Annotated in this window: 22 protein-coding genes and 2 pseudogenes; 13 read left to right on the forward strand and 11 right to left on the reverse strand. The window is 58.3% G+C overall.

From position 1 onward, the window contains the following. Positions 1-214 precede the first annotated feature (214 nt). Positions 215-682, reverse strand: coding sequence for a hypothetical protein (locus ACR0IK_RS07375; protein WP_480640991.1), 468 nt, complete (start codon positions 680-682; stop codon positions 215-217). Between the two features lie 158 nt (positions 683-840). Here ACR0IK_RS07375 and ACR0IK_RS07380 point away from each other — a divergent pair, with 158 nt between their 5' ends. Together ACR0IK_RS07380 and ACR0IK_RS07385 are read left to right on the forward strand one after the other, a co-directional pair. Beyond that, on the forward strand, positions 841-1,221 hold the full coding sequence (locus ACR0IK_RS07380) for a hypothetical protein (RefSeq protein WP_480640992.1): 381 nt from the start codon (positions 841-843) through the stop codon (positions 1,219-1,221). A gap of 78 nt (positions 1,222-1,299) precedes the next feature. Further along, positions 1,300-3,189, forward strand: coding sequence for a PhoX family protein (locus ACR0IK_RS07385; RefSeq protein ID WP_480640993.1), 1,890 nt, complete (start codon positions 1,300-1,302; stop codon positions 3,187-3,189). Positions 3,190-3,236: 47 nt separating this feature from the next. Here the strand turns inward: ACR0IK_RS07385 and ACR0IK_RS07390 are convergent, their stop codons facing one another. Together ACR0IK_RS07390 and ACR0IK_RS07395 are read right to left on the reverse strand one after the other, a co-directional pair. Further along, positions 3,237-3,800, reverse strand: a complete 564-nt coding sequence (locus tag ACR0IK_RS07390; RefSeq protein ID WP_480640994.1) for a tetratricopeptide repeat protein — start codon at positions 3,798-3,800, stop codon at positions 3,237-3,239. Between the two features lie 30 nt (positions 3,801-3,830). Continuing rightward, positions 3,831-4,319 (reverse strand): Lrp/AsnC family transcriptional regulator, encoded by a 489-nt coding sequence (locus tag ACR0IK_RS07395; RefSeq protein ID WP_480590142.1) that lies wholly within the window; start codon positions 4,317-4,319, stop codon positions 3,831-3,833. A gap of 102 nt (positions 4,320-4,421) precedes the next feature. On the opposite strand from ACR0IK_RS07395, the gene putA reads away from it, so the two are divergent. Both putA and ACR0IK_RS07405 read left to right on the forward strand, forming a co-directional pair. After that, a complete protein-coding gene (gene putA / locus ACR0IK_RS07400; RefSeq protein WP_480640995.1) occupies positions 4,422-7,823 on the forward strand; it encodes a bifunctional proline dehydrogenase/L-glutamate gamma-semialdehyde dehydrogenase PutA in 3,402 nt (1,133 codons plus the stop codon). 42 nt (positions 7,824-7,865) lie between these two features. After that, positions 7,866-8,609, forward strand: a complete 744-nt coding sequence (locus ACR0IK_RS07405) for a rhomboid family intramembrane serine protease (protein WP_480590146.1) — start codon at positions 7,866-7,868, stop codon at positions 8,607-8,609. 27 nt (positions 8,610-8,636) lie between these two features. Here the strand turns inward: ACR0IK_RS07405 and ACR0IK_RS07410 are convergent. Beyond that, positions 8,637-8,810 (reverse strand): annotated as a pseudogene (locus ACR0IK_RS07410) (IclR family transcriptional regulator domain-containing protein); the annotation flags it as partial. A 345-nt stretch (positions 8,811-9,155) separates the two neighbouring features. On the opposite strand from ACR0IK_RS07410, the gene ACR0IK_RS07415 reads away from it, so the two are divergent. Both ACR0IK_RS07415 and ACR0IK_RS07420 read left to right on the forward strand, forming a co-directional pair. Beyond that, the gene (locus tag ACR0IK_RS07415; RefSeq protein ID WP_480640996.1) at positions 9,156-9,278 is read left to right on the forward strand and encodes a hypothetical protein; all 123 of its coding nucleotides are present in this window, start codon (positions 9,156-9,158) and stop codon (positions 9,276-9,278) included. Between the two features lie 114 nt (positions 9,279-9,392). Further along, positions 9,393-9,602: a hypothetical protein gene (locus tag ACR0IK_RS07420; RefSeq protein ID WP_480640997.1), complete on the forward strand. Its 210-nt coding sequence runs from the start codon at positions 9,393-9,395 to the stop codon at positions 9,600-9,602. A gap of 375 nt (positions 9,603-9,977) precedes the next feature. On the opposite strand, the pseudogene ACR0IK_RS07425 reads toward ACR0IK_RS07420, so the two are convergent. The 3 genes and pseudogenes from ACR0IK_RS07425 to ACR0IK_RS07435 form a co-directional block, all read right to left on the reverse strand. After that, positions 9,978-10,942, reverse strand: a pseudogene (locus tag ACR0IK_RS07425) (DDE-type integrase/transposase/recombinase). A 418-nt stretch (positions 10,943-11,360) separates the two neighbouring features. Continuing rightward, a complete protein-coding gene (locus ACR0IK_RS07430; protein WP_480590150.1) occupies positions 11,361-12,146 on the reverse strand; it encodes an inositol monophosphatase family protein in 786 nt (261 codons plus the stop codon). A 96-nt stretch (positions 12,147-12,242) separates the two neighbouring features. Next, positions 12,243-13,148 carry a LysR family transcriptional regulator gene (locus ACR0IK_RS07435; protein WP_480640998.1) on the reverse strand — a complete coding sequence of 302 codons (906 nt, stop codon included), beginning with the start codon at positions 13,146-13,148 and terminating at the stop codon, positions 12,243-12,245. A gap of 94 nt (positions 13,149-13,242) precedes the next feature. Here ACR0IK_RS07435 and metF point away from each other — a divergent pair, with 94 nt between their 5' ends. Continuing rightward, positions 13,243-14,109: a methylenetetrahydrofolate reductase [NAD(P)H] gene (gene metF, locus ACR0IK_RS07440; protein ID WP_480590154.1), complete on the forward strand. Its 867-nt coding sequence runs from the start codon at positions 13,243-13,245 to the stop codon at positions 14,107-14,109. 215 nt (positions 14,110-14,324) lie between these two features. Further along, entirely contained in the window at positions 14,325-14,978 is a 654-nt protein-coding gene (locus tag ACR0IK_RS07445) for a DnaJ domain-containing protein (protein WP_480640999.1), read from the forward strand. Between the two features lie 53 nt (positions 14,979-15,031). On the opposite strand, the gene ACR0IK_RS07450 is transcribed toward ACR0IK_RS07445, so the two are convergent. Further along, positions 15,032-15,550 carry a YHS domain-containing (seleno)protein gene (locus ACR0IK_RS07450; RefSeq protein ID WP_480641000.1) on the reverse strand — a complete coding sequence of 173 codons (519 nt, stop codon included), beginning with the start codon at positions 15,548-15,550 and terminating at the stop codon, positions 15,032-15,034. A gap of 230 nt (positions 15,551-15,780) precedes the next feature. Here ACR0IK_RS07450 and yghU point away from each other — a divergent pair, with 230 nt between their 5' ends. Continuing rightward, on the forward strand, positions 15,781-16,659 hold the full coding sequence (gene yghU / locus ACR0IK_RS07455; protein WP_480641001.1) for a glutathione-dependent disulfide-bond oxidoreductase: 879 nt from the start codon (positions 15,781-15,783) through the stop codon (positions 16,657-16,659). 40 nt (positions 16,660-16,699) lie between these two features. Here yghU and ACR0IK_RS07460 read toward each other — a convergent pair whose 3' ends face one another. Both ACR0IK_RS07460 and ACR0IK_RS07465 read right to left on the reverse strand, forming a co-directional pair. Further along, the gene (locus tag ACR0IK_RS07460; RefSeq protein ID WP_480641002.1) at positions 16,700-17,488 is read right to left on the reverse strand and encodes an SseB family protein; all 789 of its coding nucleotides are present in this window, start codon (positions 17,486-17,488) and stop codon (positions 16,700-16,702) included. Beyond that, positions 17,481-18,068, reverse strand: a complete 588-nt coding sequence (locus tag ACR0IK_RS07465; protein ID WP_480641003.1) for a uracil-DNA glycosylase family protein — start codon at positions 18,066-18,068, stop codon at positions 17,481-17,483. The genes ACR0IK_RS07460 and ACR0IK_RS07465 overlap by 8 nt, the downstream gene beginning before the upstream one ends. Before the next feature lie 228 nt (positions 18,069-18,296). On the opposite strand from ACR0IK_RS07465, the gene ACR0IK_RS07470 reads away from it, so the two are divergent. Genes ACR0IK_RS07470 through ACR0IK_RS07485 form a run of 4 tightly spaced genes read left to right on the forward strand, consistent with a single transcriptional unit; the run spans position 18,297 to position 22,858 of the window. Beyond that, complete coding sequence (locus ACR0IK_RS07470) at positions 18,297-18,956, forward strand: ABC transporter ATP-binding protein (RefSeq protein ID WP_480590166.1); 660 nt, start codon at positions 18,297-18,299, stop codon at positions 18,954-18,956. After that, a complete protein-coding gene (locus tag ACR0IK_RS07475; protein ID WP_480641004.1) occupies positions 18,934-20,508 on the forward strand; it encodes a KpsE/RkpR family capsule polysaccharide export protein in 1,575 nt (524 codons plus the stop codon). The genes ACR0IK_RS07470 and ACR0IK_RS07475 overlap by 23 nt, the downstream gene beginning before the upstream one ends. Before the next feature lie 5 nt (positions 20,509-20,513). Next, entirely contained in the window at positions 20,514-21,347 is an 834-nt protein-coding gene (gene kdsA, locus ACR0IK_RS07480) for a 3-deoxy-8-phosphooctulonate synthase (protein WP_480641005.1), read from the forward strand. Between the two features lie 14 nt (positions 21,348-21,361). After that, entirely contained in the window at positions 21,362-22,858 is a 1,497-nt protein-coding gene (locus ACR0IK_RS07485; RefSeq protein ID WP_480590172.1) for a phosphomannomutase/phosphoglucomutase, read from the forward strand. Positions 22,859-22,895: 37 nt separating this feature from the next. Here the strand turns inward: ACR0IK_RS07485 and ACR0IK_RS07490 are convergent, their stop codons facing one another. Next, complete coding sequence (locus ACR0IK_RS07490) at positions 22,896-24,851, reverse strand: AsmA family protein (protein WP_480641008.1); 1,956 nt, start codon at positions 24,849-24,851, stop codon at positions 22,896-22,898. Positions 24,852-24,915 lie beyond the last annotated feature (64 nt).

Genomic DNA, 24,915 nt, shown 5'->3' on the forward strand with positions numbered 1-24,915 from the left:
CGGGAGTTGCGAAACGCGTTGATGCAAACCGCCTCGCCTGCCGTGGCCTGTAAAGTGCATTATGTGGACACGATGAACCAGATCACCGACGCGCGGCCCGTTCCAGATGGCCTTCGATAAAAGCTCGGTCGGTTGGTACGAGGCCAGAAGGTCCCTGGTGATGTCAGAGGCCGCATTTCTCGTGACAGGTATTGCCTAGACCAACGGTTCTGTTTCAATCACCGTCAGCAATAAGGGCGCATCGACCGATATCAACAACCATACCAAGGTCGGCAGATTGCTGATCCACAAAATCGACCGAGACCGTACCATCGAAATACCCGATGAACCCGACCATCAGAAACTGAGTGACGCCGAGCAGGCCAGTTTTCTGCGCACCAATGCTGTAAACAACGACTTGACGCGCCATAGACTGACACCGTCCAATCCCTCTCCATTTGTCTGGGCGGCGATGAAGGTACCCGCGCCGGTCAACCCGTTTCTCTACAAGTGTACAAATCATGCCCACTCTGGCCTGGACAAACGTGAAAAAAGCTTCGGCAATGTGCATGTCCTGAAGGACATATTCCTGACGGTCGAGGACGGAAAACTTGTCGTCTTTGTCGGGCTGCGGCAAATCCAGCTTTTGTGTGTGAACGCGGATCGAATTTGCGAACCAGTACTGAGCATTGGATATCCCCATGATTTGTGTCACCCATGACCGAACCAAGTTAATGACGCTGGTCGTACTACAAGACGGGCGGGTGGCACAGGTCGGCACCTGACGGAGCTGTACAACAACCTCTCCAACCAGTTTGTTGCCGGTTTTCCGAGGTCTCTGTCGAGGAACTTCCTGCCCAAATGGCTGCTGAAAGGCTGAACACCATCGGCAGCCAACCCGAAGACTTGTTCCTGTTCGATGAAGGTCCGTTGGCTGTTTGCGTAAACCATGCCGAAAAACTGAGAAGAGACACAAACGTCATCACAAGGTTGCGGGACCATACAGCAACGGCACAACGGTTCGGTCAACTCGCAATCGCGGAAAGTCAGGAACTGAGATTCGGCATTTCGGCCGACAAGGCCTATCGAATCGCCCCGGAAGACCAACAACTGCGCCGAGAAGCGGCTACGCGCAAAGGTGATCTTTGTCCGATGCCCTCATCCACCATGCAGTGGGTGGGTTTTGGCTTGTTTTATAAACCTGAAAGAACCCCTTTCCCGATGACCCAAGCAGCGTCCTAACTAGTGCTGTCAACAACTTGTCACAAAGACGCACTACATCCGATTCAACACTTTTCATATGACCGCCAGGAGCCATCCATGAACAACGTTGACCCCACCACTTTGTCTGCCGACGACTGGGACGAACTGCACTTTCCCCGCCCAAAAGAAAACGACTTTGACCACGTTGTTGAAAGCGCCATATCGCGGCGTGGTTTTCTGGGCGGCGTGTTGGCCTTTGGCTCGGGTGCAGCGGCCATGGGGGCGGGCCTGATGGGGTCCACCTCGGCGCAGGCGCAAACCGCCTCGCGCTTTGCGTTCACTCCGATTGCAGCGCAAACCGACGGCACCGTGCACGTCCCGGAAGGGTACGAATGGAAAATGCTGATGCGTTGGGGCGACCCGTTGTTTTCCGACGCCGATGGTTATGACCTGACCGACGGTGGTGCGATCGAGAAATCAGACCGCGTGTTTGGTGAAAACACCGACGGAATGGAGACGTTCTCGTTCCAGGGTCACGAACTGATCGCGATCAACCACGAATACCCGAACCGCAAGATCAACCTGCCCGCCGCGAATGAAGGCGTGCCAGCCAATGCCGATGACGTTCTGAAGCTGCAAAACATCCAGGGCGTCACCGTCATGGAAATCACCGAAGGCCCCGATGGTTGGTCAGTTGTAAAGGACAGCCCCTTCAATCGTCGCATCCACCATAACACGCCCATGAAGATCGTTGGCCCGGCGGCTGGTCACGATCTGCTGAAGACCGAGGCCGACCCGACCGGGACCACATCGCTGGGGACAATGAATAACTGTGGTGCGGGCAAGACACCTTGGGGCACTTACCTGACTTGCGAAGAGAACTTTAATGGCTATTTCGGCTCGTCTGACGGGAATGCCAGCTATGATCAGAAGGTCGCGGATGGCATGGCACGGTACGGTATCAAGGCCGAAAGCTGGAACGGCTACGAATTCTTTGATCCGCGTTTCGACACCTCGAAAAACCCCAATGAGCCGCACCGCGCCGGCTGGATCGTTGAAATTGACCCGACCAATCCGGACAGCACACCGGTCAAGCACACCGGTCTGGGCCGCTTCAAGCACGAAAATGCCGAAGTGACACTTGCTGCCGATGGCCGCGTGGTTGTCTATATGGGCGACGATGAGCGCGGTGAATACCTGTACAAGTTTGTCTCGAACGGCACCTACCAGCCGGGTGGCGAGACCGAGAGTCTGCTGAACGATGGCACGCTTTACGTTGCCAAGTTCATTGATGACGCGACCGGTGCGTGGTTGCCCCTGACACCGGAAACAACCGGCATGGAAGAGGCAGAGATCGCGATCTTTACCCGAATGGCCGCATCCAAGGCCGGCGGCACCACCATGGATCGTCCGGAATGGGTCGCCTCCAGCCCGGTCGTGGTCGAGGCATACTGCTGCCTGACCAACAACAAGAACCGGGGCGTCAAGCCGAATGCCGGGGGTGACGATACCTCGGTCAACGGACCTAACCCGCGCGAGGCCAACAAATACGGTCAGATCGTGCGATGGCGCCCGGCGAATAACGACCACGCCGCCGAAACTTTTGACTGGGACCTGTATGTCATGGCCGGAAACCCGACCGTGCATTCCGACGATCGCGCCGGTTCGCAGAACGTGAACGAGGGCAACCTGTTCAATTCGCCCGACGGCATGGCCATCGACTCGACCGGCCTGGTCTGGATCCAGACCGACGGCAATGACGACAACGAGGATGATTTTGCAGGTCACGGCAACAACCAGATGCTGGTTGGTGATCCGGTCACCGGCGAGATCGCGCGCTTCATGACCGGCCCGAATGGCTGCGAAGTCACCGGTCTGGCATGGTCCAGTGACCTGCGCACCATGTTTGTCGGTATCCAGCACCCGGGAAGCAACTGGCCCGATGGCGGCACACCTCGCTCCTCGGTGATCACGATCAAACGCGCCGACAGCGGTCTGGTTGGGTAAGCCATACGAAAACGCCTCCGACCTAGCGGTTCGGGGGCGTTTTTTCCTCAGATATCCTGACCGGGCGGCTCCAGTGGACCGCCCGGCCCCAAAAGATGGCGTTCCGACAGCCACGGGTTCAGTTGCAGCGCATTATTCAAAGTCTCTCGCGCCTCATCCAACCTTTCTAGTCCCAACAAGGTCAACGCACGCCCGCTGATCGCGGCCACATGGTTCGGCGATAGTTCGATAGCCCTGTCCAGATCGGGCAGGGCGGCGGCGAAATCCTGCCCGAGGTAATACGCAAAGGCGCGCTGGTTATACCCTTCGGCATAGGTAGGGCAGTAGGCGATCAGCTTGTCGAAATCCTCAATCGCACCCAGCAAGTCCGACGCCCTGAGACGCGCCATTCCACGGTCCAGCAACCGTTGTGAACTTGCATCAGGCGCGTCCGCCCAGAACTCCCACAACTGACTCGATAGGGTTCGGGCGGCCCGCTCGGTCTCGGCCTTCTGGATTTGCGCGATAACTCCGCTGACACCCGCGCTGTGATCTGGTGCAGCCGGGCATTCCCCGGCTTGCGCGGGTGTATAAACGGTCAACAGGATGAAGGCGAAAGCGATCTGTTTCATGATCCAATGGTGGCGCCACCGAACGTTTCGTCAACCCATCCCTTCGAGGGCCCCTGATACACCGGTTTCTTTAACGGCCTCCATGGCCACGAAAGTAGAAGTATTGGCCACATGCGGCAGGGAGGAGATTTTCTCGGCCAGAACGGCGCGATATTCCGACATCGAACCGGTGCGGATTTTCAGCAGATAATCGAAATTCGACGCGATCATATGGGCTTGCTCGATCTCGGCGACCTTGCGTACCGCCGAGTTGAACTCGGCCAATGCCTTTTCGCGCGTGTCGGTCAGGCGCACCTCGACAAAGGCGACATGGTCCAGCCCAAGACGGATCGGGTCCAGCAGAGCCCGGTATCCGGTGATGATCCCTTCGGCCTCAAGCCTTTTTACGCGGGCTTGAGTCGGGGATTTCGACAACCCGATGCGTCGCGCCAGATCTGCGACCGAGATACGCCCGTCCTCGGCCAGAATCGTCAGGATCGCCCGGTCAAACCGGTCCAGATCGGGGCGGTTCATTTGCATCGAAACCTCACAAAATTTCAGTCCATTCGCCTCTCTCAACTCAAAATTAAGGCAATCATCCCGCAAAATCGATCCTATATTTAACAAAAGCTCGGAGGATACATGACACACAGCCTGCGCACCCATATCGACAGCCGGACCTATGCCGATCAGTCCGAAATTCTGGATGTCCTGATCGCACAGTCGGAACTGAGCGAACCCGACCGCGTCGCGATTTGCGCGGCGGCAGCGCAGTTGGTGCGCGATATCCGGTCCAGCACCTCACCCGGTATGATGGAGGTGTTTTTGGCTGAATATGGCCTGTCCACCGATGAAGGCGTCGCGCTGATGTGTCTGGCCGAAGCGCTGCTGCGGGTCCCGGATGCCGACACGATTGACGCGCTGATCGAGGACAAGATCGCGCCGTCGGATTGGGGAAAGCATCTTGGTCAGTCCTCATCGTCTCTGGTGAACGCATCGACCTGGGCGCTGATGCTGACGGGCAAGGTACTGGATGAGGGCAGAGCCTCGCCGGTCAGTGCTCTGCGCGGGGCGATCAAAAGACTGGGTGAGCCGGTGATCCGCACCGCCGTAGGCCGTGCGATGAAAGAGATGGGCCGCCAATTCGTTCTAGGCGAGACGATCCGATCTGCCATGGACCGCGCCAACGCGATGGAAGCCAAGGGCTACACCTATTCCTACGACATGCTGGGCGAGGCAGCACGCACCGAGGCCGACGCCGCCCGCTATCACCTGTCTTACTCGCGCGCGATTGCCGCCATTGCAGATGCGTGTACCCATGATGACATTCGCGCCAATCCCGGAATTTCAGTAAAACTTTCGGCGCTGCACCCTCGCTATGAACTCGCACAGGAACAGCGCGTGATGGATGAGCTTGTGCCCCGCCTGCGCGCGCTCTGCCTGTTGGCCAAGGCGGCCGGAATGGGTCTGAACGTCGATGCCGAGGAAGCCGACCGTCTGTCGCTGTCCTTGCAGGTGATCGAAGAGGTGATGGCCGAGCCCGCCCTCGCCGGATGGGACGGGTTCGGGATCGTGGTGCAGGCTTACGGCCCGCGCGCCGGGATCGTGCTGGATACGCTCTATAACATGGCGGAGCGCCATGACCGCAAGTTGATGGTGCGGCTGGTCAAAGGTGCCTATTGGGACACCGAAATCAAGCGCGCTCAGGTCGAGGGTGTCACAGGCTTCCCCGTGTTTACCCGCAAAGAGGCGACCGACATCTCGTACATCGCCAATGCGCGCAAACTGCTGGGAATGACCAACCGAATCTACCCGCAATTCGCCACTCACAACGCGCATACGGTCAGTGCCATCCTGCATATGGCCAATGATCAGCCGTTCGAGTTTCAGCGCCTGCATGGCATGGGCGAAACCCTGCACCAGATCGTCAAGAACCAGAGCAACACGCGCTGCCGGATTTACGCCCCCGTTGGGGCGCATCGGGACCTTCTGGCCTATCTCGTCCGGCGCCTGCTGGAAAACGGTGCGAACTCGTCTTTCGTGAACCAGATCGTGGATGAGGCCGTGCCGCCGGAAGAGGTCGCTTCGGACCCGTTCGTTACCATTCAGGAACCGAAACCCAGCCTGCCAACCGGGCCTGAACTGTTTCAGCCCGAACGTCCGAACTCCATGGGATTCGACCTGCACCATACGCCGACGCTCGACCGGATCGACGCAGCCCGGGACGAATTCCGGGCCCATCACTGGTACGCACAACCGCTGCTGTCGGAAGATGCGCGTCCCGGAGAAGACCAGCCGGTTACCAACCCTGCAAACCCGCAGGACCGGCCCGGTGCCGTCGCTGCGGCCAGCGCACAAGATGTCGAACTGTCTCTGGCCTCGGCCAGCCTGTGGCAGGTTCCTGCCGCGGATCGCGCGCGCGTCCTGAACGTCGCCGCTGATCTGTACGAAGCGCATTACGGTGAACTGTTCGCCCTGCTGGCGCGTGAGGCAGGCAAGTCCGTTCCCGACGCGGTGGCCGAACTCCGCGAGGCTGTGGATTTCCTTCGGTACTATGCGGCCAACATCCCGCAGGCCGAACCGGCGGGAACGTTCACATGTATCAGCCCGTGGAACTTCCCGTTGGCGATTTTCACCGGCCAGATTTCCGCCGCATTGGCCACTGGCAACGCCGTTCTCGCAAAACCAGCGCCGCAGACCCCTCTGATCGCACACCGGGCCGTGCAACTGCTGCACGAGGCTGGCGTACCACGCGACGTGCTGCAATTGCTGCCTGGTGGACCATCGGTTGGTGCTGCGCTGACGTCTGACCCGCGCGTGTCAGGCGTGGCGTTCACCGGCTCGACCGCGACGGCGATGAAAATCCGCGCAGCCATGGCGGACAACCTGCGGCCCGGAACGCCTTTGATCGCCGAGACCGGTGGGTTGAATGCGATGATCGTGGACAGTACCGCGCTGCCCGAACAGGCCGTACAGTCCATCATAGAAAGCGCATTTCAATCGGCGGGGCAAAGGTGTTCGGCCCTGCGATGCCTTTACGTGCAAGAAGACATCGCCGACGACCTGCTGACCATGCTGACCGGTGCGATGGGGGCGTTGAAGGTCGGAGACCCATGGATGCTGACCACCGATTGCGGCCCGGTCATTGATCAGGACGCATTGCAGGGAATCGCGGATCACATCGCACAGGCCCGTGCAGAAGGGCGGGTTCTGAAGGAACTAGCCACGCCGCCCGAGGGCACCTTCATCGCCCCTACCCTGATCGAACTCTCTGGAATTGCTGCGCTGGAACGCGAGGTCTTTGGCCCTGTTCTGCATGTGGCGCGATTCAAGGCGTCAGAGATCGATCAGGTCATCGCCGACATCAACGCAACCGGCTATGGGCTGACCTTTGGCCTGCACACCCGCATCGACGACCGTGTGCAGCACATCACCGAGGCCGTTCACGCGGGCAACATCTATGTCAACCGCAACCAGATCGGGGCCATCGTCGGTTCTCAGCCATTCGGCGGCGAAGGGTTGTCGGGCACCGGACCCAAGGCGGGTGGACCGAACTACATGGCCCGCTTCTGCGCGCCGGATCGGCAGAACAGCACGGCGCAATGGGACAGTACCATGGGTGACCTGCCCGCCCCGCAGGGCCAACCCGTCGCCATCCGCACTCAGTCCCTGCCCGGCCCGACGGGCGAATCCAACCGGCTGAGCGAAACCCCTCGTGCACCCCTACTATGTATGGGTCCGGGACCGGACGCGACACGAGCACAAGCCGAGGCCGTTAAATCTCTGGGTGGCACGGCCATCCAGGCAACTGGCATGATGGATCTGCACCGGCTCGAGAACGCCACCGGGTTTTCAGGTGTACTCTGGTGGGGCGACGAAGACACAGCGCGTGAAATCGAACGTCGCTTGGCCCGCCGCAACGGTCCCATCCTGCCGCTGATCCCGGGGCACCCTGACCGCGCGCGCGTATTGGGCGAGCGCCACGTCTGCGTCGATACTACCGCCGCAGGCGGTAACGCCGCCCTGTTGGGAGGTGCGGCGTAACCGTATCTTGACGCTGGGCTGCGAAAAGCCCAGCGTCGCCGCATGTTTCCGATCCGTGACCATAACCCCTCGGGGCGTACGCCATATGTCGTCTATCTTCTGATGGCGGCCAATATCCTGATTTTTCTCAGCTATGTGGGGTTCATGGGTAACGAGAGGCTGATAAGTCGGCTCTATTTCGACTACGCGGTCATCCCGTCGCGGATCACTGACGGGTTTGCGCTGGAAACACTCGTGACTTCGATGTTCCTGCACGGAGGTTGGATGCATCTGGCGGGCAATATGCTGTTTCTGTGGATTTTCGGCGACAACCTCGAAGACGAGATGGGCCACCTGCCCTTCTTACTGTTCTATCTGGTCGCCGGCGTAGGCGCGGGGTTGATCCACGTCATCACCGCTCCGGCCTCGGTGGTGCCGACGATTGGCGCGTCAGGCGCTATCGCCGGAGTGATGGGGGGCTATCTCCTTTTGTTCCCGAAGGCCCGCGTGGACGTCCTGTTGATCCTGATCGTCTATTTCCGGGTCTTCACAATTCCGGCCTTTATCATGCTGGGCATCTGGCTGGGCATCCAGTTCGTCGGCAGCTTCGCCAGCAACCCGGACGAAGGCGGCGTCGCCTATTGGGCGCATACCGGCGGCTTCCTTGTCGGCCTGATCCTGTGCATCCCGCTTTGGTTGAAACGCGGTGGGCCGGCATATTGGAGCCGTACCCACGGCCACCCGCCCCACCCCGAGCACAATTACAAACTGTCGCAATCCCGTATCCCGCGGATACCGCGTAAATAAAGGGCAACCCTTTGCTTGATACGGTACTCAGCCGCCGCTGAAGCGCGTGATTTCCTGCGCCGCATCTTTCACCAAAGCGCCAAATTCCAGTGCCCTGTTCCCGTGAATACGGACAGACGGGCCAGAAACGGAAATCCCGGCGCAGGGTGCGGCACGGTCGTTGTTGATGACGGCTCCGATACCGAGCATTCCTTCGTACTGTTCTTCGTGGTCCTACGACCATCCCCAGCCACGAACTTGTCTAAATCCACCGTCAGGTCCGAGCCTGGCATCTGCCTGCGGCCCATAAAACGATCGGGATTGACCGAACTGAGGAACATACTGGCCGCATGCGGATTCATCGCAGCCAGTATCGTCTTACGCGCGCCCGGCGGACATCCCGAACCGGCTGCGGCAGGCGATACACGTTCAGACCCAGGACCTCTGCACTCCGGATTTTGTTGGGACATTCTCACCGCCGCTAGAGGACAGAAAAAGGTTTTTGAAACAACCACGGGTCAGGTCATCACTTTACCTGCCAGCGGAACGAGTGAGTGGGAGGTTGCGGTGATCAACACACTCAGCCCCAAGGATGCGGTTCTGATGGCACGGTATGGGATGTACATCCATCCTTTGATCAATCTGTGCCAGCATCACGGTCTGGACGTGCGGATCATCGGGAGCCCCTAGAGCAGCAGAGCGCCGGCGGAGAAGTTTGCCGATGCTCTGGCAGCAGACACGGACCATGAGATCAAGGCAGTCCTGGTCACCCATAGCGAAACAGTCCCCTGGGTGCGCTCAGACATGGCAGCGAAGCGCAGGGCGATGGATGCCAGTGTCCAACCTGCGATCCTGTTCGTGGATTGCACCAACTCGCTGCCCTCAATGCCGTTCGACTATGATGACTTGGGCATCGATATCGCTTTGCCGGCATCGCAAAAGGGCTTCCTTCTAGCGACAGGTTTGCAATTCTCTGCGTCAACCCTGAGGACTTTAACAGCAATACCCGACTGAATATGCCTTCAACGCGGATGGCGTCAGTTTTAGCATCTGGCTGGGCGAGATGAATGGCAAGGCCTTCCGCATCTGCGATCTGGGCAACCTGACGGACGTTATGGTGCTGTCCGGCCTCGCTAGGATCAAAATGACCATGGCCGATCTGAACTAACCTATCGAACCGGGCGGCGTAAAAAAGAGATTAATCTTGAACGCGCTAACCACTGTCGGCTGCCTGACGCTCTCCTAATTTCACGAGGCGAATGAGCGGATCGAACCCCATTTCAACCGCACATCTGCCCTGCGGTCCGACTATCCGGACGAGCTAACCGGCGCGCAACGGTTCTTCAAAAGCGAGAACTATCAGGAGGCCGGGGCCTTCAATGAGCGGTCTCATCTGAGTGGTCCAAACTGGTTTTTGTGTGTGATTGGCCTCAGTTCTATCAGGATGTCGGTTTCAGGGGCCGGTGGGCGGCAGCCCAATGCACTTCGCACTTTTTTGCTATGTGTTTCCCTAATAATTCGATCAGAAATTGAGCCTCGAGCAATCTGTAGAAGGTCACGCAATATCCGTTCTCCCGAAGTGCCCCTGGTTCTATGCAAGCGATCATTGCGCAGGCGGCGGCGATCCAATTTCGGACAGCATGTGCAACGAATTCAGGGCCATTGTCTGACTGGAGGAAGTCGGGAGCGCCACGCAGGATGAACAGGTCTGAAAGAACATCAATTACATCAGTGGAGTTCAGCCTGCGCTTCAACTGGTTCGCCAGACATTCCCGGCTGTGTCCATCAAGGACATTTTTATTGCGGAACACCTTCCCATCATCTAACCGGCAATGAACGAAACCATGTGTCCAGACTTAGTTTCGATACTCTGGCCGTAATCCGACGGTAGCCATTGCAACCATATTGTCTCGCCGGCTCGATCGCATCGGCAACCAACCGATCCTCATCTGCTCGGTCTCTTGGAACATGCACCTTTGTCGAACAATGTTGCCCCATAACATGGCAGGCCCTGCGTTCAGACTCTTTTAACTGGCTGCGCACATGATCGATGCAAGCGCGACGACGAGCGGGGCTCAGAATTTTCCCTTCGCAGCTTCCCTTAAGATCAACTTGTCGAGCGCCGGTCTCAAATCCAATCACCTCAACCTGTCATTCCCCAGCTGAAGGCACTTCAGTTCCATCAGTTGATCTTCACCCATTCCACCATATTGTTTACACCAGCGTTAATAAGTTTGATCCACAACTCCGATCTGTCCGATCGCGTCCAGTCGGGACATATCCTGCCCTATCGGCACCTCAACTTGCCTTACCTTCAAGACAATCCCTTCGAGCTGTGGTCGCTTGTTTGCCATTCTTGGTCCTCCGTTTACGAAACACAGCGGTGGACCAATTCAGTTTGGAGGCTAAATCACCGGCACAAAAGGCAAGCATATGGTCGACATCGCACCAGTGGCGCACGCCTCTGTATTCGCCGACGAGGTCGTCCAATCGATATCCATCAGCGAGGCACAACATGTCGTCGGCAGCGGTGACCTGAAGGCCGCGCAAGTTACCCCACCGACGCGGTCATCGGTCGCGATCGCCCCGGGCGGACAAGCTAGGGTGAGATCATCCTGTTTGATGGAACCGGCGTCGGGCTAAAGGGCCTAACCATCGCCTCCGGTGCCGCGCGTTTTGCGGATGCGACAGGCCCGGCGCTGCGCGCCACACTCTGAAACGAAAAAGCGCACCTCCAACGGGGCGCGCTTGCTCAACGGGTATATCGGGGTATTAGCCCCGGATCACCTTGGAGAACTGATCGAAGATCGGTTCGTTCGAACAGATCACCTCACCATCCTCCAGCACGCTGCCTTCAGAGTTCAGGGCCTGCACAAAGCCACCGGCCTCTTTCACGATGATGATCCCTGCAGCCACGTCCCAGGCGTTCAACCGACGTTCCCAGAACCCTTCATAGCGACCCGCGGCCACATAGGCCATGTCCAGCGCCGCAGCGCCCCAACGGCGCACACCGGCGCACACGGGCATCAGGCGGGCCAGATCCTGCAGCGTGGCAGGCAGGTCCGAACGGCCACCAAACGGCAGGCCAGTCGAGAAGATCGATTCGATCATGCGATGACGGCCCGAGACACGAATTCGGGTGTCGTTCATCCATGCGCCTTCGCCTTTTTCAGCGAAGAACATCTCGTCCTTGGCGGCGTCGTAGATCACACCGGCGACAATCTTGCCCTTGTGCTCCAGCGCGATCGAGATCGCCCAATGCGGCAGGCCGTGCAGGAAGTTTGTAGTGCCGTCCAGCGGGTCAACGATCCAGCGGCGGGTCGGATCTTCGCCAGCGATGGAACCGCCCTCTTCGGCCAGCCAGCCGTAGGTCGGCCGCGCGCCCAGCAGTTCCTCTTTCAGGATTTCCTCGGCTGCAATATCTGCCTTGGAGACAAAGTCACCCGCGCCTTTCATCGACACCTGAAGGTTCTCGACTTCGCGAAAATCCTTGACCAACGAACGCCCCGCCTTACGCGCGGCCTTGATCATGATGTTGAGGTTTGCACTGCCTACCATTGTCCAACGGCTCCTGTTCGGTCAAACCGCGCGTATACTGGGGCAATGCGCCCTTGCCAAGAGGAATGATGCGCATAGCAGATCCGCATTTCGCACCTATTGCTTCTGTAGTTTGCGCGCCTCGGTTCCCGCCAGTTCGATTAACTTTTGCACGTAGGGTTTTTCAAGATCTTCGGTGCGCACCGCAGCGTAAAGCCTGCGGGTGATTCCATCTTTTGTCAGCGGGCGGGTGACGTAGTCGGAATTGTACTTTACTTCGCGCACGACCCAATCGGGCAGCACTGAAACACCCCGGTTCGACGCCACCAGCAACAGGATTACCGCAGTCAGTTCGACCTGTCGGATCGCGGCAGGTTCGACCCGTGCGGGGATCAGCAACTGGCTGAAGATATCCAGACGGGTGCGTTCGACCGGATAGGTGATCAGGGTTTGGCCACGGAAATCCTCGGCCTCAATGAAATCCTTCTGCGCCAAAGGATGCGACGAAGCCGCAACAAAAACCGCGTCATAGTCGAACAGTTCGATGAACTCGACGCCCGGCAGATCCTCGGGATCGGATGAGACGACTAGATCGACCTCTTCCTTCTGCAATGCGGGCAACGCATCAAAAGCAAGGCCCGGACGGATATCGACATCTACATCGCCCCAGGATTTACGGAAGGACTCCAGCACCGGAAACAGCCATTCAAAACAGGCGTGGCATTCGATAGCGATATGCATTCGCCCGGTGCGGCCATCGCGCAGCGACGAAAACTCCTGCTGCGTCGCTTCGACCTGCGGCAGAATCTGTTCCGCCAACCGCAACAGGCGCAACCCTGCCGCCGACAGCTTCATCGGCTTGGACCGGCGCAGAAACAGCTCGACTCCGGCTTGATCCTCTAATCCTTTGATTTGATGACTTAAAGCCGATTGCGTAATATTCAACTGGTCCGCCGCACGGGCTAGGCCACCGCATTCATGAATAGCTTTGATCGTACGCAGGTGGCGAAATTCAATGTGCATTGCAATGTGACTCATGTTGTTCTTGAGTAATATGAGTTTGTCTCACAATGCGGAAACTGGCACAAGTGTTTCAGTTTGGACCTGTGAGGCAACTATGACAAAACCAGAAATCTCATTCGAGTTCTTCCCTCCGCAATCTCTTGAGGCGTCGTTCCGCCTCTGGGACACGGTTCAGACTCTGGCACCTTTGGAGCCGCGTTTTGTCTCGGTCACGTATGGTGCAGGGGGCACAACGCGAGAGTTGACGCGCGAGGCAGTGGCGACGCTGCACAAGTCGTCTGGCCTGCAGGTAGCCGCGCATCTGACTTGCGTTGACGCGTCACGCCAAGAGACACTTGAAATCGCGGATACCTTCGCACGAGCCGGAGTACAGAGTATTGTTGCCCTGCGAGGCGACCCGCCCAAGGGCCAGGATCGCTTCCAGCCACACCCAGAAGGGTTCGCCAATTCGGTTGAATTGATCGAAGCGCTGTCGGAAACCGAGATGTTCAGCATTCGCGTTGGGGCATATCCCGACAAGCACCCGGAAGCGCGTGATTTTGCGGCGGATGTTGACTGGCTCAAGGCCAAGCTGGACGCCGGTGCGGACGAAGCACTGACTCAGTTCTTCTTCGAAGCCGAGACGTATTTCCGGTTCCGCGACGCCTGCGAAAAGGCTGGCATCGACAAGCCCATCGTGCCCGGCATCCTGCCGATCGAGAACTGGAAAGGTGCCCGCAACTTTGCGCGCCGGTGTGGGACACATATTCCCGACTGGATCGAACACGCCTTTGAAAAGGCGGTACGCGACGATCGTGAAGATCTGCTGGCCACCGCCCTGTGTACTGAGCTGTGTTCCGACCTGATCGATGGCGGCGTGGACAAGCTGCATTTCTACACGCTGAACCGGCCAGAGCTGACACGTGACGTGTGCTTTGCGCTGGGTATCACACCACGGGCCGAACTGCAGAACGTCGCCTGAGTCTTCCTGTTAGTTACCTTCGCCCGGATCCCGCTCAGGCTCCGGGCTTTTTTCGTGGGGTTGCGGCGCGTTTGGAAGCCGCAGCTCATGCGAGAACAATAGTCTTCTCTGGGGCAAACTGTCCCTTGAGCCGCAATAAATTTTCGCAAAATTTGACAAAACCCTGCGCCTCCTCAAACTGAGGTTGTTGTGTTTGTTTAAAGAGTTACTTGGGCATGGAGCCAGTTGAGAAGATAAATGCACGTGCTGATGCATTGGCGGCTCTGGGATTGGACCAGACTGCAGGTTCCGACGATATCCGGGACGCCTGGCGCCACATCGCATTTCGCGCTCATCCAGATCATAGAAATGGCGACTGCACCCATTTTGCACGTGCCAAAGAGGCGTATGACTTTTTGCGCCGCGAAGGACTGACCACCAAAGGGAAAACCGCCGGCGCGCCCCGACGGCCGAAGTTGCGCAAACGCGTGATCGAACTGGAAAGCACCGACATAGACGCCTGTCGCGTATTGCTTAACACCGCTCTGGCACACAGCCCGGACGGTGCCGATCCAAACCCAGACCCACACGGCATCGCAGAAGCAGACCATGTCCCTGATGCGGTCGGTTTCTATGGCCGTCATCTGACTTATTTCGTTCCGACCCCGGTGCAGGAAGGGTCGAATCGTGTGGCGCTGCCGACCTCGTTTCTGGCTGCGGCCCGGCGATTGGAAACCGAGGTGCTAAGCTTTCAGTCCAATGATTCCGGCGCGGGTGAGGTCGTGGTTCCGGAAACGATCACAGCACGAAAATTCCCCGGAGCAAAAAGCGTGCGCATCAAGTTTGATGCGGATCAGCAAATGAGGGATGACTTTTGGCTGGCCAGCTGAATGAAAAAATCCCGGCCTTGTGAAGACCGGGTTAATCTTTAACCAGTGTCGGTTTAGTTCGCAACCGGACCTTCCGAGGTGAATTTTGGAATAACGCTTGTCGATGCGCCATCGGCTTCGATCCCCGGCCAGTTTCCTTCAGCAAGATTGATGTTCCCAGGGACATCCTCTTCCCAGAACCCGACAACCACATCCGTAATGTTCAGGTACAGTTTGTCATCAACGATCCGCCACAGGTTCGGGTTCGCCGGAACCTTACCGCCTTTCGAGACGCCATAGGCGCAGTGGCCATCGTATTGCGGTGCGTAATAAGCCGGGTTTTCAAGGAACTTGTCGCGGTTCTCTTCAGACGAAAACGCCCAGGTCGCACCGTTGTAATCCGCCGTGATATCCGCATGGCCGCGCACCGCATCGGGCTGGGACTGGCCAACTGGCACCTGATCCAGTCCGCGATAGGCAACTACGTCATAACCTGACACGGCAAAGCCGGTGCCGTCCACATATTGATCCCCGGCAAAAGCCGGAGCGGCAAGGGTCAGAGCAGTCGCGAAAGTCAGGGCAAAGCGTTTCATAGGGTCAATCCTTTTGTCCTTTGGGTATGGCGTTGCAGAGAGAATAGGTATTTTCGCTCCGATGGGCAGTCCTGCTCGCGCCGCTGTGAGGTCGGATGAAAAATCGTGAGAAGTTCGCCCCCGATTGTTACAAAACCTCTTTCACATCCGGGGTTGGACTCAGGGCATTGCAACATTAGCTGTTATGGCGGACGGACAATTCACTCGAACTTTGCTGAGAAAGACGACAGATGACCGAGCAATCCCCATATACGCCCCCCGAAGTCTGGACATGGGATAGCGAAAGCGGTGGCCAATTTGCCAATATCAACCGCCCCATCGCTGGTGCCACCCATGACAAGGACCTGCCAGTCGGACGCCATCCGCTGCAGTTGTATTCGCTGGCGACCCCGAATGGTGTCAAAGTGACCGTCATGCTGGAGGAGCTGCTGGCGCTGGGTCATGAAGGTGCTGAATACAATGCATGGCTGATCAATATCGGCGAGGGCGACCAGTTCGGCTCGGGCTTTGTCGAGGCGAACCCGAACTCGAAAATCCCCGCGCTGTGGGATCGCTCGGGTGACGCGCCTGTGCGCGTTTTCGAAAGCGCTTCGATCCTGTTCCACCTGGCCGAGAAATTCGACGCCTTCCTGCCGAAATCCGGCCACAAGCGGACTGAGGTGATGAACTGGGTCTTCTGGCAGATGGGCAGCGCGCCCTATCTGGGCGGAGGGTTCGGCCACTTCTACGCGTACGCGCCCGAGAAATGGGAATACCCGATCAACCGCTTCGCCATGGAAGCCAAGCGTCAACTGGACGTTCTGGACCGTCAACTGGCCGAGAACACCTATATCGCGGGTGAAGACTATACCATCGCTGACATGGCGATCTGGCCCTGGTATGGCCAGCTGGTTCTGGGCCGTCTGTACAGCGCGGCCGAGTTCCTGGATGTAGAGTCCTATAAAAATGTGATGCGTTGGGCCAAGGCCGTCGATGCGCGCCCTGCGGTTCAGCGGGGTCGTATGGTCAACCGCGCGTTTGGTGAGGCGCACACTCAGCTGCACGAGCGCCACGACGCCAGCGACTTTGAAACCCGCACGCAGGACAAACTCGAAGCCGCCGCAGAATAACAACACGCGGCCCCGCGACCCAACGGGTTGCGGGGTTTGCCTATTTCAGAATTGGCGGCTTGTCCGGGTCGCGGCCCGGTGTGATCTGTTGAACTACCCTTTGTTCGGGCTGCGGCAGGTCAAACTTCAGACCGACTCGTGCCAATGCCGCCGCGGCGGGGTCATGCGGGCCAAAGAACCCGACATCCATCGCCCCGGCCTCGATACCGGAAAAGGTCAGCGCCTCCGAAGCCGCTTTGGCCAGCGCAGGCTCGGCCCCTTCAACCGCGCCGACAATGCCCAGCAAATGCCCCGCGCCTCCATCCTCTGATATAGTTCCAACCAGAAACGCGGCCTCGGCCAAACCAACGGCGGTGGCCAGCTTCGTGTCCAGCGCTTTCAGCAAGTCATCCGGCAGGCCGGTCGGAGGCAGGAATTCGGCCAGACGTTGCTGCACCTCTTCCGGCGCATGTTCCAGCGTTGTAGCCAGCCAGCCCAGCGCTTCGGCCGGGATCAGCATCGAGGACGGCGCGACCTCTAGGTTCAGCCCAAGACCGACCTCCTGCCCCGCCAGCATCCCGGACAGAACCCGCCCCGAAAGCGCCACGTAGGGCACCGGGCGTTCGGCAAAGCGGGCCAGCCGGTCCTCGCGGTCGAAGGCCAGAACGAACCGGCCATCGGCGACATCGAACAGCTCGGGCGTGATGTTTTCACCCTGTGCCTCTTCGGCCAGCAACAAAAACAGTTCGCTGTCAGCGAGCCGTTCGAAGAAGCGCAACCGCGCTACATCGTCCTGTCGATTGGCTTCCATAGCGGCGTGGGCGGTATCAAGGGCGGTTGTGTCAGTCATTCAGAACCTCTTGCACCCGCGCGCGCAGAACCGGCAACAATTCAGTTTCGAACCACGGGTATTTCTTCAACCATGCCGTATTCCGCCAGGACGGATGAGGCAAGGGAAAGACCTGCGGCGCATAGTCTTGCCAGCGCTGCACCGTATCCGTAACCGAACCGCGTGCACCAAGGTGGTACTTGTGCGCGTGACCACCGACCAGAATGGTCAACGGTACCTGCCCCAGTTCGTCCATCACCCTGTTGTGCCACGTTCGCCCACAGACCGGCGGAGGCGGCAGGTCGGCTTTGCGTTCGTTATACCCCGGAAAGCAGAACGCCATCGGCACGATCGACACACGGGCACGGTCATAGAACACCGCCGCATCGATCCCCAGCCAGTCGCGCAAGCGGTCGCCGGACGGGTCGGTGAACGGACGGCCCGAGGCATGGACCCGCGCGCCCGGCGCCTGCCCTGCAACCAGCAGCGGTGTGCCGTGTCGAAACCAGACCACTGGGCGCGGTTCATGCGCGGTTTGCGTGGCCCGAAATCTGTCCGCGCAGATGCGACAGGCTTCAATCTCTTTCTGCAGCGAATTCATCAGATCGCAAGATTCCCTGTATCAAACTGGTTGACGGTCGAAGTGAAAGATAGTCAACGCGTTGCCCCGGTCCAACCGATGCATTAGTTACAGTGCCGATTGGTCGCTTTCACGCGCATTGATCATTTGTTTCATAATTCGACATAATGTAGCCAACATGGATCGGTAAGTTTTCCGTTCCTTCACCGGCCGGATCGGTGCAACAAATGCAAGAGCAGCAGGCTTTGAATGCTTGAGTTCGAGAATGTCAGCAAGTCCTTCTGGACCGGGACACGCCGCAAGGTGATCCTGGACCGGGTCTCGTTCCGGATTGAGCTTGGCCGATCGATTGGCATTCTGGCCCCCAATGGCACCGGCAAGACCACGCTGATCAACATGATGGCCGGACTGGAAAAACCCGACGAGGGTGTAATCCGCAAATCCTGCCGAATCTCGTTCCCAATGGGGTTCTCCGGCGGCGTGGCAAAGAAACTTTCCGCCCTGGAAAATGCCCGCTACATCGCGAAAATCTATGGAATGGACCCTGATTATGTCGAAGCGTATTGTAAATGGCTCTGTGGCCTGGGTGAATACTTCGACCAACCGCTTGGAACCTATTCATCCGGTATGCGGGCACGCTTTACATTTGCCCTGATGTTGGCGTTGGATTTCGACATGTACCTGATTGACGAAGGGATGCCGGCAACAACGGATGTGGAATTCAACCGAAAGGCGGGCGACATATTGAAAGAGCGGTTGCGCACCACGACTCTGGTCATTGTATCGCACAGCCCCACCGTTCTTGAGAAATTTGCACAGCAGGCTGCCGTTCTTCTGGACGGCCAGCTTTACATGTTCGAAACCTTGGAAGAGGCACGACAGCTATATGACTACCAAGCCCAAGGCTAAGAAATACCGCTGGCGACGCGACCGTCAGGGCGCGAGCTCAGCGGCCGCGCGTGCCGATGCTATTTCGCGCATCAGAAAAGCAACACAATCACCTGAGGTTGCAAATGATCCTCAGCCCTCGACCGATATCAATGCGATCAAGCGCGAGGGCCTGACCGGGCGGCAACTGCGTGTAGCGCGGCGCCTGGCCCAGAAAAACGGCCTTGCGGCGACGTCGGATTACGACGCGGTGCGACTGCTGCGTCAAAAGGGCATCGACCCCTTCGAGAGAGCCAATCTGCTGGACTTGGCGGCCGAAAAAAAAGATGTGGAAGACAAGGCCAGGGACAAAATCACCATCCAGCTGCCGCAGACGGTCAAGGAAACGCCCCAAACCCTGCCGGGCCCCGAGTTGAGCCCTGCGGAACGGCGCAATCTGGAAATCGGTGAAATCCAAAAGGACATCGCACGCCGCCGCAGACGCAAACTGTTTGCGCTTTTTGCTCGGCTGGCGGTGTTTGTTCTGCTTCCGACCGTGATCGTCGGCGTCTATTTCTACCGGGTAGCGACACCGATGTACGCAAGCGACTCGGCCTTTTCGATCCTGCAGGCAGATGGCGGTGGCGCGTCCTTTGGCGGGTTTCTGGCAGGCACCCAATACGCCACTGCGCAAGACTCGGTCGCCACACAGGAATTTCTGGAATCCAAAGACGCGCTGGTCCGGCTTGAGAACGACACCAATTTCTCGGAGATTTTCAAGCAGGAGTGGATAGACCCGATTCAGCGCCTGCCTCAGGACGCGACGCTGGAGGATACCTATAAACTGTACAAACGGATGATCACCATCGGGTATGACCCAAGTGACGGCATCATCCGTATGGAGGTAGCGGCCCCAAGCCCGGAAATATCGGTCGAGCTGTCCTCTCTTCTGCTGTCCTACGCCGAGGAAACCATCAACGGTTTGACTGAACTGAAGCGTGAAGACCAGATGCGCGACGCCCGCGCCGGATTTGAATTGGCGCAGGAAGAACGCAGAAAAGCGCAGGAACAATTGATCGAGTTGCAGCTGCAGGGGGCAGTGCTGGACCCGGAAAATGTCCTGGCCGGCCTGCGGGCGCGGATCAATGCGATCGAAATCGAGTTGCAGGAAAAGGAACTGCAGCTGGCGGCCCTTCTGGACAACCTGCGGCCGAACCAGGCCAAGGTTGACGGTGTCCGCGCGGACATCAAACGGCTTGAGGTCGTATTGGCTGAGCTGAACGAAGAAATGCTGGACGTTTCGGCGGGCGAAAACTCCTTGGCGCGATTGAGTGTACGGATTCAGATGGCCCAGGCCGATCTTGTGGCACGCGATATGATGCTGCAAACCGCAATGGAGCAGATGGAAACCACGCGTACCGAGGCAAACCGCAAAGTGCGTTACCTGACTGTTTCGGTGAACCCCGTCGCCAGCGAAGAACCTACCTATCCGCGCAAGTTCGAAAATACGATTTTGGCTTTCCTGTTGTTTGCTGGTATCTACCTGATGATCTCGCTTACCGCGTCAGTCCTTCGTGAACAGGTATCCTCGTAAGACACATGAAACATGTAAAAATCTCCGATCTCACGGTCGGTAATGATCTGCCTCTGACGATCATTGCCGGTCCCTGCCAGCTTGAAACCGCGGATCATGCCCAGATGATCGCCGGTAAAATGAAAGAGGCCTGCGATGCCGCCGGTGCGCAGTATGTCTTCAAGGCCTCTTATGACAAAGCCAACCGGACATCATTGTCCGGCGCGCGCGGTATGGGGATTGATGCCGGGCTGAAGGTTCTGGACGACATTCGTAAAACGATGGGCATTCCGGTTCTGACCGACGTTCACACCGAGGCCCAGTGCGCCATTGTAGCCGATGCGGTTGATGTACTGCAGATCCCTGCTTTCCTGTGCCGCCAAACCGATATGCTTCTGGCTGCGGGCAACACCGGTGCTGTGATAAACGTCAAGAAGGGTCAGTTTCTTGCCCCGTGGGAAATGCCAAACATCGTGGCCAAGATCGAAAGCACCGGGAACACAAAAATCCTGCTGACGGAACGCGGCTCGTCGTTTGGATACAATACGCTGGTTGCCGACATGCGTTCGCTGCCGCAGATGGCCCAGACAGGTTACCCGGTGGTGATGGACGCCACCCATTCGGTGCAGCAACCCGGCGGACAGGGTGGTTCGTCTGGCGGTCAAAGAGAGTTCGCTCCGGTCATGGCACGGGCCGCGGTCGCCGTTGGTACTGGCGCTGTGTTCATGGAAACGCATCAGGACCCGGACAACGCGCCTTGCGATGGTCCGAACATGATCTATATGGACCAAATGCCTCAATTAATTGACACATTGATGCGCTTTGATGCATTGGCCAAAGCCAATCCAATTCAGATTTAATTAAGAGCGATAGTATGACCAAACCCATCCCCGAGGTGACCCCGAACACCTGGAGCTTTCTGCGCGACGCGATGATCAAACCTACGGGATTTCGCGAATACGACGCCCGCTGGAAATACCCCGAAGAGATCAACCTGCCTGGCATGACGGCTTTGGGTCTGGGCCTGGGCACACAGATGCGCAGACGCGGGATCGAGCCTGTGATCGCAGTCGGCAACGACTATCGCGACTATTCTCTGGCGATCAAGAACGCGCTGATCCTGGGCCTGATGCAGGCCGGTATTCAGGTCAAGGATATCGGCCCGGCGCTTAGCCCTATGGCCTATTTCGCCCAATTCCACCTGGACGTTCCGGCGGTGGCCATGGTCACCGCCAGCCACAATCCGAACGGCTGGACCGGTGTTAAAATGGGCTTTGACCGTCCGCTGACCCATGGCCCGGACGAGATGTCGGAACTGCGCGATATCGTTCTGAACGGCGAAGGTGTTCCGCACGAGGGCGGCTCGTACGAATTCGTCGATGGCGTGAAAGAGGCTTACATCGCCGATCTGGTCGGGGACTTCAAAATGTCCCGCCCGCTCAAGGTTGTATGCGCAACCGGCAACGGCACGGCCTCGGCCTTTGCCCCTGAGATTTTCGAACGGATGGGCGTTGAAGTGGTGCCAAGCCACAACCGGCTGGATTACAATTTCCCCAACTACAACCCCAACCCCGAAGCCATGGAGATGTTGCACGACATGGCCGGTACCGTGAAATCCAGCAACGCCGATCTGGCGCTGGGGTTTGATGGTGACGGCGACCGCTGCGGCGTTGTGGATGACGAGGGTGAAGAGATTTTTGCCGACAAGGTCGGCGTGATCATGGCCCGCGATCTGGCCAAGCTGTATCCCAACGCGACCTTCGTGGCCGACGTGAAATCGACTGGCCTGTTCGCCAGCGACCCCGAGTTGCAGGCGCATGGCGTCAAGGCGGACTACTGGAAAACCGGTCACAGCCACATGAAGCGCCGGGTCAAGGAAATCAACGCTCTGGCCGGGTTCGAGAAATCGGGACATTATTTCCTGGCCGAGCCGATCGGGCGCGGTTACGACTGCGGCATGCGGGTTGCAGTTGAAATCTGCAAGCTGATGGATCGCAATCCGGACAAGAGCATGTCGGACCTGCGCAAGGCGCTTCCGAAAACCTGGTCGACCCCGACCATGTCTCCCTATGCCGCCGACACCGAAAAGTACGACATTCTCAAGCGACTGGTGGACAAGCTGGTCGCCAAGGCGGACGCTGGCGAGGCGTTTGCGGGTCGCGCGATCAAGGAGGTCGTCACCGTCAACGGCGCGCGGGTCATTCTGGACAATGGCAGCTGGGGTCTGGTGCGCGCGTCTTCGAACACACCCAACCTAGTTGTGGTCTGCGAAAGCAGCGACAGTGAAGACGAAATGCGTGCCATCTTCGCCGATATCGATGCCGTGATCCGTACCGAACCCGGCGTCGGCGATTACGACCAGACTATCTGATCCGAAACAGAATTGGGGCGCCTGCGGGCGCCCCGTTTTAGTCTCCGCCCAATAGTTTGAGCAGGCCTTTCCTGGCCTCTTCTTCCAACTTGTTTTTCAAAGCGTCCTCGGCACTTTCGGTGTCGGTCACCACGGTGCCCAGTTCATCGCTGACCTTGTCCAGCACCTTTTGCTTGGCATCGTCTTCCAGATCCTTGAGTTGCCCCTCGGCTGCGGCTTCGATCACTTTGGTCAGGTCAGGCTTTATGGACGGATCGCTCCACGGTCCTACAACACGAACCGGTACCGACAGGCCCTGCCCGGAATTGGCCCTGAGAGCGGTAGGCGTGAACAGATAGTCAATCGTTTGCGCCCCTATATTGACCTGCCCGGTTCCGTCCGCCCGGAAATTATCCAGCGACATCAACAAGTCATTATTGGTCAGAATACCCTGATCGATGATGAAGCTGGCTGTCAGACTGTTGAACACCGTCGTCCCGCCGGCCCCCTTGCCCCGCCCCATCAGGCGGTCCAGGTCAAAGCCCGAAATTACACCCTGTCCTACATTCAGGCTACCTTGGCCGCTGAGGGATCGCATAATTTGGTCCTCGGTCTGCCCGACGCCCAAAAACTCGAACTCACCTGAAGCTGCACCCGTCAAACGGTTTATCCCGGCCACTGCGGACAGGGCTTGTTGCAGGTCGATGCCTTGGGCGTTCAGCTTACCGCCGACGGACAGACCGTTCCTGTTATTGGCAACCACCTGCCCGTTCACCTGACCCGCAAACAAAGTGGCCGGACTCATCCGCAGCACCGCCCGGGACCGATCAAGGCTGAGCGTCAGGTCACTTGGCCCCAACGTCAGCTCTGGTACGGCAATGGATGAAGCCGTCAGGCGGATCTCTCCATTCGCCAAGGCCAAGGCTGAAGCATCGATTGGATCGGTTGACCAACCGCTTTCCGGCGCTGAAGTCTTACCGGATCCACCCCCGGTCGATGCAGGTGCGTCGTTGTAGCGGGACAGGTCGATATCGCCGCCCTTCAGCCGTGCTGTGATTTTGGGTGGATCCGAAATCTCGATATCTGCCTCACCGGTGAATCGGTTGTGATCCAGCTGCGCCACCAAATTTCGCAACGATATCCGGCCATCACCCGTATAGGTCATATGCCCTGACACATCGGCGGCACGACCCAACCCCAGTGGCACACCAACACCGTCCTGCCCGAATGCGGCCAGCATCTTTTCTGTACTTTTGGTCTTAACCTCCAGATTGCCGTCCATCTCACCTGCAATGTTGACGCGGCCGTCAAACCCGAACTCCCCTCCCGGCGCTGTCAGGGCCAGTTGCAGCGGCGTTACAGCGCCCGAGGCATAGGAGGGCAGGTCCGGGATTTCCAAATTCACCTTCACCTTGCCGCCCGGAACGGCCATCCGCGCCTCCATTATCATGGGAGCCGTCGGGTCAGGCCAGTTGGCAGACAGATCAACATTCGAAAAATCATACGTCGTCGTGCCATCCTCGATATAAAGAAGGCGCGCGTTGGTCAGTTCCAAGCGGTCCAGAGTCACCACCCCTTGCGAAGTCGCTTCGGAAGATGCAGTGCCGCCACCAGAGGTCGGCTGAGGGCTTGGGGCGCTTAGCTCCCAATTCCCACGCCCGTCTGACAGTTCCAACCGTAGGACCGGCTTGGCTGCAATGACTCGTCGTATCCGGAAATCACCATTCCACAATCCGGCAGCATCAACCCCAACCGCCAGGCTTTCGGCACTGAGCATCGGGTCCGGCCCTGCCCAAGGCGCATTGCCGAACGTAACAGGGCCGGTCTCAACCCCCAGAACCGGCCAAAAAGACAGGTTAACATCCCCGGACAGGGTCAACTCGCGGCCCGTCTCCTTTTTGACCTGTTCTACCAGGATCGCGGCCAGCTTGTCGCCCGGCATCAGCAACAATACGCCGATGACAAGGCCGAAGGCGATCACAAACAGGAATAGAATGCGCAACAGCCACTTCATTTTTCTGCTCTCCGCTTATTGGGCATGCGTTGAAAAGATCATTCAAAGCCTAACCCCCATTTGC

This window comes from Ruegeria sp. BF7 (assembly GCF_056538605.1).

What these genes read in the sequence shown, in the direction of transcription:
- ACR0IK_RS07375 (WP_480640991.1), bottom strand. Translation starts at nt 682, where the DNA reads ATGGGGATATCCAATGCTCAGTACTGGTTCGCAAATTCGATCCGCGTT.
- ACR0IK_RS07380 (WP_480640992.1), top strand. Translation starts at nt 841, where the DNA reads ATGGCTGCTGAAAGGCTGAACACCATCGGCAGCCAACCCGAAGACTTG.
- ACR0IK_RS07385 (WP_480640993.1), top strand. Translation starts at nt 1,300, where the DNA reads ATGAACAACGTTGACCCCACCACTTTGTCTGCCGACGACTGGGACGAA.
- ACR0IK_RS07390 (WP_480640994.1), bottom strand. Translation starts at nt 3,800, where the DNA reads ATGAAACAGATCGCTTTCGCCTTCATCCTGTTGACCGTTTATACACCC.
- ACR0IK_RS07395 (WP_480590142.1), bottom strand. Translation starts at nt 4,319, where the DNA reads ATGCAAATGAACCGCCCCGATCTGGACCGGTTTGACCGGGCGATCCTG.
- putA (WP_480640995.1), top strand. Translation starts at nt 4,422, where the DNA reads ATGACACACAGCCTGCGCACCCATATCGACAGCCGGACCTATGCCGAT.
- ACR0IK_RS07405 (WP_480590146.1), top strand. Translation starts at nt 7,866, where the DNA reads ATGTTTCCGATCCGTGACCATAACCCCTCGGGGCGTACGCCATATGTC.
- ACR0IK_RS07420 (WP_480640997.1), top strand. Translation starts at nt 9,393, where the DNA reads ATGGCAGCGAAGCGCAGGGCGATGGATGCCAGTGTCCAACCTGCGATC.
- ACR0IK_RS07430 (WP_480590150.1), bottom strand. Translation starts at nt 12,146, where the DNA reads ATGGTAGGCAGTGCAAACCTCAACATCATGATCAAGGCCGCGCGTAAG.
- ACR0IK_RS07435 (WP_480640998.1), bottom strand. Translation starts at nt 13,148, where the DNA reads ATGCACATTGAATTTCGCCACCTGCGTACGATCAAAGCTATTCATGAA.
- metF (WP_480590154.1), top strand. Translation starts at nt 13,243, where the DNA reads ATGACAAAACCAGAAATCTCATTCGAGTTCTTCCCTCCGCAATCTCTT.
- ACR0IK_RS07445 (WP_480640999.1), top strand. Translation starts at nt 14,325, where the DNA reads ATGGAGCCAGTTGAGAAGATAAATGCACGTGCTGATGCATTGGCGGCT.
- ACR0IK_RS07450 (WP_480641000.1), bottom strand. Translation starts at nt 15,550, where the DNA reads ATGAAACGCTTTGCCCTGACTTTCGCGACTGCTCTGACCCTTGCCGCT.
- yghU (WP_480641001.1), top strand. Translation starts at nt 15,781, where the DNA reads ATGACCGAGCAATCCCCATATACGCCCCCCGAAGTCTGGACATGGGAT.
- ACR0IK_RS07460 (WP_480641002.1), bottom strand. Translation starts at nt 17,488, where the DNA reads ATGACTGACACAACCGCCCTTGATACCGCCCACGCCGCTATGGAAGCC.
- ACR0IK_RS07465 (WP_480641003.1), bottom strand. Translation starts at nt 18,068, where the DNA reads ATGAATTCGCTGCAGAAAGAGATTGAAGCCTGTCGCATCTGCGCGGAC.
- ACR0IK_RS07470 (WP_480590166.1), top strand. Translation starts at nt 18,297, where the DNA reads ATGCTTGAGTTCGAGAATGTCAGCAAGTCCTTCTGGACCGGGACACGC.
- ACR0IK_RS07475 (WP_480641004.1), top strand. Translation starts at nt 18,934, where the DNA reads ATGACTACCAAGCCCAAGGCTAAGAAATACCGCTGGCGACGCGACCGT.
- kdsA (WP_480641005.1), top strand. Translation starts at nt 20,514, where the DNA reads ATGAAACATGTAAAAATCTCCGATCTCACGGTCGGTAATGATCTGCCT.
- ACR0IK_RS07485 (WP_480590172.1), top strand. Translation starts at nt 21,362, where the DNA reads ATGACCAAACCCATCCCCGAGGTGACCCCGAACACCTGGAGCTTTCTG.
- ACR0IK_RS07490 (WP_480641008.1), bottom strand. Translation starts at nt 24,851, where the DNA reads ATGAAGTGGCTGTTGCGCATTCTATTCCTGTTTGTGATCGCCTTCGGC.